Annotated in this window: 15 protein-coding genes; 4 read left to right on the forward strand and 11 right to left on the reverse strand. The window is 27.5% G+C overall.

The window, feature by feature from the left end:
* Positions 1-38: 38 nt before the first annotated feature.
* From GQX97_RS01335 to GQX97_RS01370, 8 genes are all read right to left on the reverse strand, one after another.
* Positions 39-1,151, reverse strand: coding sequence for a lipopolysaccharide assembly protein LapB (locus tag GQX97_RS01335; protein ID WP_157150168.1), 1,113 nt, complete (start codon positions 1,149-1,151; stop codon positions 39-41).
* Positions 1,152-1,276: 125 nt separating this feature from the next.
* Complete coding sequence (locus tag GQX97_RS01340) at positions 1,277-2,077, reverse strand: hypothetical protein (RefSeq protein WP_157150169.1); 801 nt, start codon at positions 2,075-2,077, stop codon at positions 1,277-1,279.
* 14 nt (positions 2,078-2,091) lie between these two features.
* Positions 2,092-2,859, reverse strand: a complete 768-nt coding sequence (locus GQX97_RS01345) for an outer membrane beta-barrel protein (protein WP_157150170.1) — start codon at positions 2,857-2,859, stop codon at positions 2,092-2,094.
* Between the two features lie 12 nt (positions 2,860-2,871).
* Complete coding sequence (locus GQX97_RS01350) at positions 2,872-3,636, reverse strand: hypothetical protein (protein WP_157150171.1); 765 nt, start codon at positions 3,634-3,636, stop codon at positions 2,872-2,874.
* A gap of 369 nt (positions 3,637-4,005) precedes the next feature.
* Positions 4,006-4,326: a hypothetical protein gene (locus GQX97_RS01355; RefSeq protein ID WP_014933366.1), complete on the reverse strand. Its 321-nt coding sequence runs from the start codon at positions 4,324-4,326 to the stop codon at positions 4,006-4,008.
* Between the two features lie 17 nt (positions 4,327-4,343).
* Positions 4,344-5,807, reverse strand: coding sequence for a SurA N-terminal domain-containing protein (locus GQX97_RS01360; protein ID WP_157150172.1), 1,464 nt, complete (start codon positions 5,805-5,807; stop codon positions 4,344-4,346).
* Between the two features lie 96 nt (positions 5,808-5,903).
* Positions 5,904-6,827 (reverse strand): tyrosine-type recombinase/integrase, encoded by a 924-nt coding sequence (locus GQX97_RS01365; RefSeq protein WP_157150173.1) that lies wholly within the window; start codon positions 6,825-6,827, stop codon positions 5,904-5,906.
* 96 nt (positions 6,828-6,923) lie between these two features.
* Positions 6,924-9,998 (reverse strand): efflux RND transporter permease subunit, encoded by a 3,075-nt coding sequence (locus GQX97_RS01370; RefSeq protein ID WP_157150174.1) that lies wholly within the window; start codon positions 9,996-9,998, stop codon positions 6,924-6,926.
* Positions 9,999-10,245: 247 nt separating this feature from the next.
* Here GQX97_RS01370 and GQX97_RS01375 point away from each other — a divergent pair, with 247 nt between their 5' ends.
* Positions 10,246-11,100: a DUF368 domain-containing protein gene (locus GQX97_RS01375; RefSeq protein ID WP_157150175.1), complete on the forward strand. Its 855-nt coding sequence runs from the start codon at positions 10,246-10,248 to the stop codon at positions 11,098-11,100.
* Between the two features lie 413 nt (positions 11,101-11,513).
* On the opposite strand, the gene GQX97_RS01380 is transcribed toward GQX97_RS01375, so the two are convergent.
* Both GQX97_RS01380 and GQX97_RS01385 read right to left on the reverse strand, forming a co-directional pair.
* Positions 11,514-12,137: a hypothetical protein gene (locus tag GQX97_RS01380; RefSeq protein WP_157150176.1), complete on the reverse strand. Its 624-nt coding sequence runs from the start codon at positions 12,135-12,137 to the stop codon at positions 11,514-11,516.
* An 8-nt stretch (positions 12,138-12,145) separates the two neighbouring features.
* Entirely contained in the window at positions 12,146-12,661 is a 516-nt protein-coding gene (locus GQX97_RS01385; RefSeq protein WP_157150177.1) for a YfbM family protein, read from the reverse strand.
* Between the two features lie 66 nt (positions 12,662-12,727).
* Here GQX97_RS01385 and GQX97_RS14895 point away from each other — a divergent pair, with 66 nt between their 5' ends.
* Positions 12,728-12,919, forward strand: a complete 192-nt coding sequence (locus GQX97_RS14895; RefSeq protein ID WP_255447222.1) for an undecaprenyl phosphate translocase family protein — start codon at positions 12,728-12,730, stop codon at positions 12,917-12,919.
* Positions 12,920-13,031: 112 nt separating this feature from the next.
* Here the strand turns inward: GQX97_RS14895 and GQX97_RS01395 are convergent, their stop codons facing one another.
* Complete coding sequence (locus GQX97_RS01395; RefSeq protein WP_157150178.1) at positions 13,032-13,277, reverse strand: hypothetical protein; 246 nt, start codon at positions 13,275-13,277, stop codon at positions 13,032-13,034.
* A 110-nt stretch (positions 13,278-13,387) separates the two neighbouring features.
* On the opposite strand from GQX97_RS01395, the gene GQX97_RS01400 reads away from it, so the two are divergent.
* Positions 13,388-14,209, forward strand: coding sequence for an ElyC/SanA/YdcF family protein (locus GQX97_RS01400; protein ID WP_157150179.1), 822 nt, complete (start codon positions 13,388-13,390; stop codon positions 14,207-14,209).
* On the forward strand, positions 14,206-15,609 hold the full coding sequence (locus GQX97_RS01405) for a sodium/glutamate symporter (RefSeq protein WP_157150180.1): 1,404 nt from the start codon (positions 14,206-14,208) through the stop codon (positions 15,607-15,609). Before GQX97_RS01400 ends, GQX97_RS01405 begins: the two co-directional genes overlap by 4 nt.
* The last annotated feature ends 94 nt before the right edge of the window (positions 15,610-15,703 follow it).

Raw genomic sequence — 15,703 nt, forward strand, 5'->3', positions numbered from 1 at the left:
TTGTATAGTTTTCTAATAGTAATTATAAATGCTAATTTTTACTTCTTCTTAGGCAAATGCTTTATTACTTGGGCTTCTAACTCTATGGATTTTTGTTTGTTGTCGTAGCCTAATACTTTGCCGTAAACTTCTATATAGTTCTTTGGCTCTAGATTTAATGTTACATTGTATATTAAGTCAGCAACACCAACTATGTTTTCAGCGTTGTGATCATATACCAATATTCTTGCTTTGTTTTTTGGCACACCGTCTATATTAGTTTTTGATATGCTGTTTACGTCCGCTTTCCATTTTATATATCCGCCATTATATAATTCATAGTTTCCTACCACTGTAAGATAATCTGGGCTTTCTCTAAATATATTATAATCTGGTGCTATTACAAACTCTTTTAAAACTCTAAATCTTTCTTTTAGATATTCATTTATGTCACTGTTTAATGCACCGTTTATTATCATAACAGCTTCATTAACTGATGCACTTCTCATATTCTTTTTAGCCTTGTCAAACATCTCTGCTACTTCTTTAGGAGAGTAGGTAGGGCTCTTTGCACTCTCTGGAATCTTACCGTCTTCAAGCCCCTCAAATAAATATACATCTTGTAATTTCTCTCTAAGCTCTTTCTGCTCTTTGTCTAATAATATATATTTTATAGCAGGATATCCTCTGTCTATTGCTAAATATGATAAAAAAGATATAACAAAAATGATAGGTATAAGTATAAGAAGTTTTAATATAGATATTTCTCTTTTTCCTAAAATATATGCTTTTGGGTTAATCTCATTACCTTTAGCATTATTAGTTAAAAATCTCACTCTTTCAATATTGTCTTTAGCTATTTTGTTTTGAGGGTCAAGCTCTAATATTCTAAAATACTCTCTTAAAGCATTTTCTCTATGCCCATTATGCAAACTAATATATCCCTTTGCAATCATAGCATTCACACAAAAACTATCCTCTCTAAGTGCCTTTCTAGATACCTCTTCAGCAGCATAAAAATCTTTTAAAAATATATTAGCAAAAGCAAGCATAGCAAGAGCATTAGCATCACGGTTTAATGCAGTTCTATTAGATAAAAGTAATTCTTTAGCTTTTTTATATTTTTTTCTTCTTATGAGGCTGTAAGCACTAGAAGCTATATTGTCTTTCATTTTTAATGATAGTCCTTGTGTATAGTTTACATAACTTTTCGGAATTATGATAACTTACTTTAAGCATTTTTTGATATATAAATACTTAAAGTGTTATCAATTAAATGTTAAGGCAATAAAAAATATTATTTCTTACTAGGGTCAAAAACACTGTCTTCTAAAAGTAAATGTTTGTATTCAGTATAGTAGTAAGCAGTAAGTTCATCTAAAGCTGTAGCATATTTAGTTTTTAAGTCTCCATATAGTATTCTTTCTATTAAGCTTTGTACAACACCTTGAAGGCCATAAGGCACATTATTACTTGAAGTTTCAGCTACATGAGTAAAACCAATATTATGCATATGCTCATGAAACATTAAACCAGAAAAACTAGCATAACCATATAAACTGTTTCCAGACCACTGAATCCAATTAGCATTTTCAAAACCAACCCAATTAGCAGTAGGAATTTGATTAGGATCTTGTCCTCCTACATAGCGTACATATCTTGACTGACCAACACTTCCAAAAGCAGCTCCGCCAGTATTCATTTTTTCGTATATAAAATTAGTATATTGAAGAGAACGTACAACATCTATTAATTTATCATTATCATATATATCTCCAACTTTTATACTTACATTACCATAAGAAGCATTTACAGAAGAAGCTAAAGTTTTCTTTTTTACTTCTGTAGGAAACTCAGTCGTATTTACAGCTGTTCTCATAAGTGCCATACATCTTAATATAAAACGTTTTTCTTCTACTGTTATAGTGGCGTAATTTGTTAGACCCTCTGCTATTTTAAACTCTGACATTCCTATATTCCAATAAGGATATTTTCTATCAATTGCTTCTTTTGTATAGGCATCTGGATTCAAGTAATTATTATTGCAGCTTAGAAGTGATATTATTGTAAATAAGCTTAAAATTACTATTTTTTTCATAATTGTATCTCCTATTAATAATTCGGCAATATTTTTATGCCCACTTGAAAACCTATATCAAAGCTTGATATATTTTGCTTTATCAATTTTGTTAGAGCTGCATTTTGATTATTTAAAAGAGGCGTTTTAAGAGAAAGTCCAAAATCATAACCAACATATCCGCCTAAAACAAAACTAAATTTTTTATCTGTATAAATAGAATAGTCTACTGAAAATTTAATATATGGTATTATTGGAAGATTAAACATATTTTTTATTTGAGAGGCATTATAATTTTCAATGTTTCTACTAATTTCATTTTTTGTGTAATTATAATATGAAGAAACAGACCTTACATATAGCGGCACTTTTATTCCTCCAGCTAAACCGAAAGAAAATTTCTTCCAATTTAATTTTGGGTATATTCCAAATGTCATGCTTTCAAACATAAAAACGGAAGTATTTTTATTACTAACATCTCCTCTAAAAAAAGAAAACTCATCATGAGAATAGCCTATTTCAGCAAGTAAACTAAAACTCATATCCTTATTAATATTAAATCTATATCCTATATTTAATAAAACTCCAGAATCAAAACCAACTCCAGATTTTCTACTTTCTTTTTTTACAATATTATTAAAATTAGTTTCCTGCTGCTGAGTTGGATTTTCATTTGTAAGAGAATATTGATTTATTCCAACTCCAACTCCTAACGGCACAAATATGCCAATTTCTAAGCTATTTTTAGCAAATGCATTTATTGATAAAATTAACATTATTATTAATATTTTAAAAAATTTCATTTAATCTCTCTTTTATAAAGGTCTTATTTTTATGCCAATATTAAATCCTATATCAAAACTAGATATTTTATCAGGCACTATTTTTGTTAAATCAGCATTTTTAGGGGTGTATGTAAGAGGAAAATCATAGCCAATATATCCTCCAAGTACAAAATCAAATTTCTGTGAAGTGTAAATACTATAATCTACTACTAATTTAATATATGGTATTATGTTTGAGTTAAAATAATCTTTATAATTTTTAGTATCTATTATTTGAAGTTTTTCTGTGGAGTATCCAAGCAGCGGATTATAACTTGAATTGTTTATAGTGCCAGCTAAAGCAATTTTTACGCCGGCACCTATACCTATAGAAAATCTTTTATAATTAAATTTAGGAAGCACTCCAATTAAAAAACTATCAAAAGTGTAATTTCTGTAGTTTTCCATTCTTATTGCCTGTGAATTAGTTTCTGTATCTTTTAATTTATAATTAAATGTATCTCTGCTATAACCCAATTCAGCTAAAAAACTAAAACCAGCATTTCTATTAATATCTAGCTTGTAGCCAATTTGCACCAAAGCACCTGTTTCAAAACCAATAAATGTATTTCTTGTATTGTTTGATATGTAAGTATTGTATGTATTTTGATTCATATTTGTTGGAAGTTCTGGATGAGTATTTATACCAACGCTCATACCAAGAGGAACGAATATACCTATTTCTAGACCGCTTTTTGCAAATAATGTGGAGCTAAATATTAGAATTGTTATTAGAATTTTTAATATATTTTTCATTAGTGCCTTATATTGTTGTATTTGATTTAAAACATTTATTTAAATATAACAAATTTTTTTATAATTACAATTTTTTAAATTTAAAAATGATAATTTTTTATGAAATTAATATTTTTATATTGAACCTATATTCTTCAAATATGATTTGTGAAGAACTGTACTTTTTTTATAAATTATACTACATATAAAAATAGAAAATAATATAATTTAGTGTTATTTTTTATTTGCACTTTCATAAAGAGTAGGCCAATAGTAAAACTTTTTGTGGTGTAAAAAAGTTGAATAAAATAAAAAACAATATAGATATTTATTGATTTAGGTTTCAATTATATATCTTTAGAGGTTGCTGCAAAAATAACAAAAACATAATCAATAATCTAATTTTATAAGATAATCAATTTTATCTACAAGCTTAGAGAATGGTCGCTCTACGTTTATCATTGAGTTTTCTAATGCATTTCCATTTTCATCTTCTATATATATCTCATAAAATAATTCTTTATGATCTTCTTTATTTTCAAATGTTAACCTTATAAAAATGAAATCATTTATATTAATTCTATCTAATTTTGGTTCGTATTCAAGCTTTTTTATCTCTTTGCTTAATAATTCTTTACCTAAATTTTCTACTACAACATTGTATATAGATTCTAATTCTTTTCTTATATAATGAACGTTATTGTCAAACATAAATACCTCTCTATTTTTTATCTTATTTCATGTCTCTTTATTCTTGCTTCTTCAATACTTCTATTTTCCCATTCAATAGATACATTAGCAACAGTTGTGTTTAATAATTCTCTTCTTGCAGTATTTTTTTGAGCTGTATCTAATGATGCTAGTTTGTTTATATCTGCCTTTTCTTCTGATAAAACCTTTATAACAGCAACTCCATTATTTAATTTTATAACTTCACTTTTATCTCCTACATTCAAAGAAAATACAGTGCTGTTGAATATAGGGCTAGATGAATCTGGGATAACATTTCCATCTGCAGCATTAACTAAACCTTGACCATAAGCAAATGGTGCTGAAGATTTGTAGTATTTAATATTTCCATTATTATTTAAAGCAGCGAAGTTATTGTTGTTTGAAACAGCATTTTTTAATACTTCTACTTGTTTAGCCTTTTCTGCTTCAATCAATACTTTAAGATTATCATTTAAATAACTATCTCTTAAAACACCAGCATTAACATCTGTGTATTTTTCTGGTAATCTTATATCATTAACTAATACAACATAGTAAACACCATTAACATTAATAGGAGAAAGTACAATATTTGTTTGAGTGTTTGTAAATACTCTATCTGCTATATTTTTATCTATTTCCATTCTTGTAACATAACCTAAATGATATTCATTTGTATATATACTTTTTTCTTTTGCAGTTTTATCAAATAAAGTAATATCATTTTTTAGTGTTTTGTATACATTTTCAGCATCTTTAGCATTAGCAAGAAGTATCCAAGATATATCTGCCTGTACAAAATTAGTTTTATTGTCATTAAAATATTTGTCTATATCTACTTCAAGTATATCAGCATTTCTTACTATATCTGATGCATCTATATAAAGCATCTCAATATCTCTTTTTGTTGAATTTTTTATATATTCTCTTTCTAGTTCTAAAGAATTAATTTTAACACCATTAAATAACTCTAAAGCTATGGTTTGAGCCATAACTGTTTCTTTTAAATCTTTTTCTATTCTAATTTTTTCTGCTTGAGGCGTATTTTTAATAAAAGCATCATAAGCCATTTGGTTATAATTACCATTACTGTCTATAAATTGGCTTTGCATATATTGAAGTATTATTTTGTCACTTACAGTTATATTTTTTGCTGCCAAATCATCTAAAAGTATAGTAGTAACAGCTCTTCTAAAAGCCAAATCCTCTATATTATTATATATATCAGCATTCATAGGTATACCAAATTGCTGATAATAGCTCTCTATTTCTCTAAAAGCTTTTCCATAAGGGCTTGTAGAAGTATAATATATAGGAGTACCATTAACAGAGCCTATTGTAGGAGTTCTCTGACTTCCTGTAGTATCTATTACCAAAAAATATACTATAAGCAAAATAGATACAGCAGATACCCCAAGCCATTGCAAAGTTTTAACTACAGGGCTCTTTTTTTTGATTGCTATTTTTTTATTAGATGACATTTATTTAACCTCAATGATTTTTTTATTAATTAACTTTAATATGTTAATTATATAAAAAAGATTCCAAAAAATCAAGTAATTTTCTATTGGCATGTTTTATTTTGAATGAGGATGTGCTCTATTATATACTTCAAAAAGTCTGTCATTTGTAACATGGGTATATCTTTGAGTTGTTGATATGCTTTCATGACCTAGTAATTCTTGAACGCCTCTAATTTCAGCATTATTATTTAGAAGATGTGTGGCAAATGTATGCCTTAAAGTGTGCGGAGAGAAATCTATACTAATATTAGCCATTCTCATAAGCCTTTTCATTGAATTTCTAACACTCCTGTCGCTTATGGGCTGACCGAATCTGTTTACAAATAAATAATTATTGTCTTCTCCATACTCTCTTTGTATAATTGCCCTTTTTTGCATGTATAAATCCCAATTATCATATATTATAGGGATTAAAGGTATCTCTCTAACCTTCGAACCTTTACCAAGTATTCTTAAAGTTTTAGAGCCTTTATGCATCATATTAAGTTTAATAGATATTAATTCTGATGCTCTTAAACCTATAGCATACATAAATATAGCCATCATCTTATCTCTTATAATAGTAAAATCATTATCATCATCTATCTCTAATATTTTATCTATATCATTGAGCGATAAGAATTTTGCTATATGTTCTTCTCTTTTTGGGCTTTTCATGTTTATTATTCTTGTTTTATCTGAGTAGCCGTTTCTTATTAAGTATTTATAGAACTTCTTTATAGATGAAAGATGTCTTGAAGTTGTGGCATTTTTTAATTTTTTACTCTTTAAAGATGCAAAATAATCTCTTATAGTATAGTGAGTAGCATCATTAAAATCTATATTATTATCTTCTAAGAATTTTATATATTCTTTTAAGTCTTTAGTATAACTATTGATTGTATGAGCAGCATAATTTAAAGTTTGTAAATAATCAGCAAACTCTTCCAATAGATTTTCTAGCTCATTAGTTTCTATCCTTTTTAATTGATTTTCCATAAACAAACCCTTTTAATATAGTACTTAAATAATTATCGAAAGTTTTATTTATAAATTGATTAAGTATGTTAACTAGAGTGAAATTTTATTTTTTTATTAATCGTATTTTCTTTTTATATCAAACCTATTTCTAAAACTTGAATATACAGCAGGTATTATTATAAGGGTAAATACTGTAGAAAAGATCAGCCCCCCGCAAACTGCAGTAGCTAATGGTTTATACATCTCTGTTCCATTTCCCACTTTTAGCATCATAGGAAGCATACCTAAAATAGTAGTTAAAGAGGTCATAAGCACTGGTTTTAATCTTCTCTTGCAAGCTCTTAAAGCTGATTCATTCCAAGAAATATCCTCTTCTAATACAACTTTATTCATATAATCTATTAAAACTATTCCATTGTTTACAACTATACCAACAAGCATTATAATACCTATTGCACTATAAACATTCAAAGTCTCCCCGCTAATATAAAGAAATATTAATGCCCCAAACAAAGCAAAAGGCACAGATAAAGATATTACAAAAGGCGTGATATATGACTCAAATTGCCCTGCTATTATAGCATAAACAAACACTATAGCCATTATTAACGATATTAATAATTGCTGAAAAGATTCCTGCATATCCTCATAATCGCCTGAAAAATTTACTAAAAATCCGCTTGGTATATATATTTTATTTAATTCTTCTCTTATATCTGCTATTATCTCATTTACAGCCCTTCCATATGAACTAGCTGTTATTTCTATTATCCTGTTATCATTTTTTCTATTTATTTCTGTAGGGCCTGTTGATTTAGATATTTGTACTACAGAAGATATTGGTATAATATTTGTTCCTGTTGGTATCATCAATTTATATACACCGTCTATATTTTCTCTTGTACTGTCTTCAAGTCTTACCACTATATCAGAATCTATATATAAAGAGTTTTCTAATGTCATAGTGCTTGCTACTGTTCCGCTAAAAGATGTACGAATTATGCTTCCTATGGTATCTAAGCTAATTCCTATTTTTGATACTAAATCTCTGTTTATAGTAAATAATATTTCATGATTTGAGTCATCTTCTTTTATAAGTACATTTCTTATCCCATCTACTTTAGAAACAGCATTAATAACATTGCTTGCCACATCATAGCCCATGTCTAAATTATCTCCAACTAATTCTATTATAATAGAGCTATAATTTTTAGGCTTTCCCATTGCAACATTTTCTGAGTTTAATTCTATTCTTCCGGGGTAGCCGTTTACTTTATTTCTTATCTCTTCTATATAATAATTAATATCTTTCTCTCTTCCTTTTTCTCTGTCTATTAATTTTACTCTTACCTCTCCATGATGTTCATTTCTTCCTGTTCTCACTCTTGTTTCATAATAATCTATATTTTCTCCAACACTGTTTTCTATATCATCTTCCATTCTATCAATAAATAAGTCTGTAAATTGCACCCTCGTTCCAACTGGCATTCTCAATCTCGATATTATAGTGCCAGCGTCAGACACAGGGTATCCTTCTTTTGGTATTTTTATGAGCATTAATATTAGCAAAGAAAATAGTATTGAAAATATTATTAAAAATGATTTTCTTTTATTTTTCATCACTAATGATAATAATGTTAAATAAAACTTTTCTGTTTTGCTGTGAATATTATTTTGAAAAAATGTCTCTAATTTTGTAAACTTAAAAGTGTTGTTTTTTATTCTAGAAGCAAGTAAAGGCACTATTGTGATAGCAACAAAAAGAGAAGTTAATAACGATATTGATACAGTTAAGCATAAATCACTAAACATTTGCTCAACTTGTCCTTTAACAAATAAAAACGGCAAAAAAACTGATACGCTTGTTAGAGTTGATGCTGTTATTGCTACAGAAACCTCGCTAGCACCATTTACAGAGGCTTTTATATTATCTATTATATTATTAGAGTCTTTATTATGTATAAAAATATTTTCAAGAACAACTATAGAGTTATCGAGCATCATTCCAACGCCAAGAACTAACCCAGAAAGAGAGATAATATTTATTGATATATCCAAAAAATACATTAATATAAATGTTGTTATTACTGATATTGGTATTGATATTGATATTATAATAACGCTTTTTATATCCCATAAATATATCATAAGAATTATTATAGCAAATAAAGCTCCTTGCCATATTGTGCTTATTACATTTTTTATTGAGTTATTTATTGTATCAGAGCTATTAAATAATACTTTATAATACACACCATAAGGCAAATCCATTGTTTCTAATCTTTTATTAACATCTCTTGATATTTGTATGATATTAGCACCAGATTCTTTTGTTATAGCCACACTTACTGCTTTCTGTCCGTTAATTCTTACTATCTCAGCTTCATCATCATAATATTCATACACATTTGCTATATCTCTTATTTTTACAGGAAATATATTATCTTTTAAAGCTACTACTACATTTTCTATATCATTTATATTTCTAAACTCACCTTTAGTTCTTATTCCATATTTATAAACACCCTCATAGGTTTCACCTCCAACTATATTTTGATTTTCTAGAGAGAGTGTTTTTACTATATCATTAATATTTATAAAATAGGCATTTAATCTGTTTAGGTTTATATCCACATAAATAGTTTTTTTAAGTCCGCCTCTTATCTCTGTTTGTGCTACTCCTTCAATTTGCTCTAATGATGTGAGTATTCTGCTGTCTATTAAATCATATAAGGCACTTAAATTATCAATACCAAAAAATGCTATCTCCATTATAGGGCTAGCATCGCTTGAAAACTTTGAAATATTAGGGTTATCAACATCATCAGGCAACTCGCTTCTTATCATATCTATTGCTTCTCTGATGTCATCTGCAGCAGTTTGTAAATCTGTGCCCCAATTAAACTCTATTTCTACATTTGATTCTGATTCTTTTGATTTTGATTTTATGTTTTTTACGTTATTAACTGAAGATATAGCACTTTCTATTAACCTTGTAACATTTTTTTCAACTTCTTCTGGTGCTGAGTTTTCGTATACTGTTTTTACGCTTATAATAGGAATCTCCATATTTGGTAAATAATCTACTTTTAATTTAGATATACTTACAAATCCTATTATAAATACAGAAACTAAAGTAACAGATACTGTAGTAGGTTTGTTTATTATAAATAATATAAACTTTTTCATGTTTTTATATATAGAAATGATTATATTTATATATAAAAAAATATTCAAGTAGAACAATGAATAATTATTGTTCAATATATATTATATAAAACAGAGTAAATTACACAATAATAAAAAAATATATATTATTTTTGTAAAAAATGTAAATAAAATGTAAAACAATACTTGATAAAAATTATTTATTAATATATCATCACTTTCCAAAATAGAGTTATTTAATAAAAATTATAGAGGTTTATTAAAAATTATGAAAATTATAGGTAATTATATATATACAATTATTAAAGGTTTTATAATAGGAGCTTCAATGCTTGTACCGGGGTTCAGCGGCGGCACTATGGCTATGATACTTGGAATATATGATAAATTAATAGCTTCTTTAAGCGGTATACTAACTTTCTCAAAAAATGAAAACTATATTTCAAAAAATAAACTCAACTTTTTGTTTTTAATATTTTTTTGTGCGGGTTCTGTTTTGGGTATGGTGATAATTTCAAAGCCTTTATCAAACTTAATAGAAAAATATTATACGGTCTCTTCTTTCTTTTTTATGGGGGCTGCACTTGGGGGCTTTAATACGGTGTATAATAAAACTAAATCTTATAAATTCGATTTTTTAAGTATTGTATATATTTTATTGGGTGCTGCTATAGTATATTTAATATCAATAATACCAGAAGGTTTTTTTAGCAGCGGTGGCAACAGAAGCGAGACATTCATGTATTTTATACTTGTAGTTGCAGGGTTAATTGTGGCAATAGCAATGATACTTCCGGGTATAAGTGTGTCATATATGTTTTTGCTTTTGGGAATATATAAAGAGACTATTGATGCAGTTCATAATTTATATTTTCCATATTTGATTCCTTTAGCTATAGGAAGCATTTTAGGGGTTGTGCTTACTACAAAACTGCTTGAATATTGGATGGAGCATTATGTGAAATCGTCTTATTTAATAATATCAGGCTTTGTATTAGGCTCTATTATACAGGTATTTCCCGGGCTTCCAAAAGGCATTGAATGGGCTTTATGTCCTATAATGTTTTTAGCAGCCTATTTTTTAATAAGGCTCTTACAGAGATTTGACCCTGATAATAGATAATATATACCTAAACAACTACATTTTGTAAAAAATTATTTTCTTATTTTTATTATTAGTGGTGACTAGCCCCCTGCGAAGCGTGCCCTTAGGGTACACACCCCCACTTCTTTTGCGACTGAAAGGAGTCCTTCAGGGCGACCGAAAGAAGTGCCCTTGTGGCGTGCCACAAAGAAGCAAAAAGTCTATATTTGGGTTTAATTTAATAAAGTATCTTACATGTAATACAATTTTAGTATAATTTAGCACTAATTTTATACTTGCACTTTTTGGTTCTTTTGACGAAGTCCGCACCGCGACTGAAAGGAGTGCCTGCGACCGTAGGAAGTACCTTTAGGTATGGGTGCGAGCTGCGGGAAAAAGAACAACAAAAAAATTGACAAACTTAAAAATTTTTAGTATATATGGGCTTGATATTATTCATAAGTTACTTTCATATTATATACATTAAAATAGTATGGATATCTGCTAAAAAGTTCTATATCAAAAGTTTTTGTATTGTTATTTATTTCTTTAAAATTTTTTATTTTTTTACTGCCATTTAAATAAAAATCCATTTTTAAAAATGAGTTTATATTTCTTTCAGTTATTTCATCAAAAATATTTTTATTTATTTTGATTGTGAATGTTTTATTTTCTTTTAGAGATTTATAATTATTGTATCCGTCTGTAATTTCTAAATTAAATAGAGTAGGGTATATATTTATTTTGTATGTATTTAATATACGCCCTAACTTAATTATATTTATTTCTAATATTTTTATATTGTATTTTTGATTTTGTTTTGTACTTATTTTTAATTCTATATTCGCATCTCTGTCAAATGTCTTAATAAATAAATTATTAGTATCGAAATTATCATCTTCTAAAAACAGATTATAATTATATTCATATTTATGAAAACCGATTATATTTGATTTTTCTCTGTATATATCATAACCATCATATTTTAATTCGCTTAATTTATAAATATCCTCTGGCATAATAGAATAAGCATTTAAACAATAAATGAATATTATAAAAATGAAATGCTTTATCATTGCATTATTTATTGATCTACTGTAAATATAACGGCTCTATTAACTTCTGAAGCATTTTTCCAAAACTCTATACTTCTATAAAAATAATCCCAAGTATATTCAAAATCTTCATCGCTTAGAGGATATTCATAATCTTTCTCATCTATTTTAAAATATTTTTCTTTGAACTTTTCTTTTGTTATAGTTTCTATTTTTGAGGCAATATCTTTTACTATATTAGCTTTTTTTAATGTGATAATATAATCTTCCTCATCATCGCCATTTCCGTATAAAACCTCTCCTCCCATTATAATAGAACCAAAAGGATAATTATCATCACCGAATACTAAAAGCCCATCATTAGAAAGACATCTATGCATAGCGTCCCAAGATTTATCAAGCTCATAAATATATTTTGTATGCTTTTCAAAATATATTTCTTCTAAGTCTTCAGAAATAAAATCAGGTCTTTCAAACCTTGAAGTTTTTAATAATTTATTTACATCTTTATCGCTTAAAGCAAAGAATACACCAAGACAACCCATATATCACCTCAATAAATAATTATTTATTATATAATATATAAGAAAAATAATTATTGTCAAATTGGGATATATAAAGAAACTATTGATGCCGTTCTTAATTTATATTTTCTATATTTGATTCCTTTAGCTATAGGAAGTATCTTAGGGGTTGTGCTTACTACAAAATTGCTTGAATATTGGATGGAGCATTATGTGAAATCATCTTATTTAATAATGTCAGGTTTTGTATTAGGCTCTATTATACAGGTCTTTCCCTGAATTCCAAAAGGCATTGAATGGGCTTTATGTGTTGTAATGTTTTTAGCAGCTTATTTTTTAATAAGGCTCTTACAGAGATTTGCCCCATATAATAGATAATAATTTTTTATAACTATTCTTTTTTGTTATTTTTATTTTTGTCGTATATGTATTTTATTGCGAAAATTAAAACAACAATTATAAGAATTTTAATTATAATATTAAGTATTCCATGTATTCCAAAGAAATGGTCAAAGAATACTGGACCTCCCGGCATAGGTGGTGGTGGACCATCAAATCCTCTTAAATGATGATATGGTACCCCTCGGCAAGAGAGAAAAAATAATGATATTATAGAAAAAAATATTGCTTTTAACATAAAAAATCCTAATATGTTTTATTATGTAATATTAGACGAATTATTTATAAGGAAAGTTCCCTATATTTTTTACGATAATATTAAAAAAATAATGATTTGTATTGTTTAGAATGGTGTTTAGTAGATTAAAAAATAAATATATAAAAAAAATAAAATTAATAGTTTACGAGTTTAATTATATTAGTAAAAATTATAATAATATATTTTTAAAAATAATTAATTATATTTTGCTTTTTATTTACTCTTTTTACCAATTTATCGTAGAGTTTGCTATTGCTGCGGTTTTAATAGCTTTAATATCCTATTTTAGCGTATCTATTTTTTCAAATAAATATATATATAATTCTATAGAAGATATTCCATATAATGATGTTGCTTTGGTATTGGGTACTAGTAAATATTTGTCTGACGGCAGAATAAATATGTATTTTAAGTTTAGAATGGATGCAGCTTATGAGCTATATACTAACGGCAAAGTAAAATATATACTTGTTAGCGGCGATAATAGACATAGGTCCTATAATGAACCTAGACAGATGCGTTTAGATTTAATAAAACTCGGAGTAGATAAGAGGCATATATTTTTAGATTTTGCTGGTTTTAGAACTAGAGATTCTATATTAAGAGCAAATAGGGTTTTTGATTTAAGTAATTTTACTATAGTATCTCAGCCTTTTCACAATGAGAGGGCTGTGTTTATTGCCAGAGAAAAAAATATTAAGGCAATAGCTTATAGTGCTGATAATGTAAGAAAATTATATAGAATAAGGCAATTTCCAAGAGAAGTTGGAGCAAGATTACTAATGTTTGCAGATATTATTTTTAACAGACCTCCAAAGTTTTATGGCGACCATATAAAAATAGAAGAGAGAGAAATTATTAAAACTAAAAGCAATAAATTAAATAAAAAATCATATCAGGACAAAAAATGACTTCGAAATTATTAACACAATTACTTCAGGCATTGGGACTTTTATCTATATTATTATTAATAGGCACTTTTTTAAGAGCAAAGGTAAAACTATTTCAAGATTTATATTTACCTGCCTCTGTGATAGGCGGCTTTATAGGGTTAATTATATCTCCAGAGATTTTGGGAAGGTTTTCAAGTTATTCAATATCGGTTGAATATATTAAGTTTTATTCACTTTTACCCGGTATTTTATCTGTACCAATATTTGCGGCAATTCCTTTGGGGATGTTTTTAAATGAAAACAAAAGTATAAAATCACTTTATCCTGCTAAGGTTTTAATGCTATTTGCTATATTTCAATGTGCGAGTATGGCTCAATCTGCTATAGGTTATGCTACAAATATATTTTTTAGTAAAATAAATCCAAATATGCCAATGTATAGAACATTCGGTTATGAGCTTTCTGCAGGGTTTGCTGGCGGGCATGGACTTGCAGCTTCCACTGGTAAATTGCTTGAAGGTTTTGGGCTTCCCATAATAATACAAGAAACTGCTCAGGGCGTTGCTTTAACTACTGCTACTATTGGGCTTATTGGGGGAATACTTTTTGGCATAGTTTTTATTAATATTGCTATAAGAAAAAATAAAACTAATATAGTAAAAAAAATATCAAGTGAAGACCCTACAAAGGTTGGCTATAATGATGATATATCTAAACAGGGTAGTTTGGGAAGAGAGACTTTTTTTAGCAGTTCCATAGAAACTATCACTTTTCACCTCGCTGTTATATTTAGCGTATGTGCTATAGCATATATTGTATTAGGATTTATAAAAAAAATAGGCATACAGGGCCTTAATGTTTTGCCTGTTTGGACTTATGCTATGATAATAATGTTTGCATTAAACTTCATCATAAAAAAGCTAAAATTATCTTGGTGCGTAGATTCTAAAGTAAAGGCTAAGATAATGGGTACTTTAAGCGATTTTGCTATAGTGTCTGCCATAACCAGTTTGCCAATAGAGGCAGTTATAACTTATATGGCTCCAATAATTGTTATGTGCGTATTTGGGTTTATATTTACATATTTAATAGTGTTTTCTTTTACTAGCATATTATTTAAAGATGATTATACTTTTGAGAGAGCTATAATTTCTTGGGGTACTTTAACAGGGGTACTCATAACTGGTATGACACTTCTAAAAATATGCGACCCAGATTATAAAAGTCCTGCTTTAAGTGAGTTTTCTTTAGGTTTTTCATTAATGTCTGTTACTGGGCTTTTGGTTGTGCCTATTTTAAATACAGTTTTAGCTATTGGCTCTACTATGGATAATTTAATTACTGCAATAATTACTTCTGCTTTATATTTATTATTTGGTTTTGTAGTTTTTGTTGCTTCAAAGAGAACATCTAATTAAAAAAATATAATTAATTTAAATTATTATTAAATTATGATTGTCATTAATTGGTTTTATGTTATAATTTATGTAAAAATTTCAAAATGGGCTTGTT

Source organism: Brachyspira sp. SAP_772 (assembly GCF_009755885.1).
Classification (GTDB): domain Bacteria; phylum Spirochaetota; class Brachyspiria; order Brachyspirales; family Brachyspiraceae; genus Brachyspira.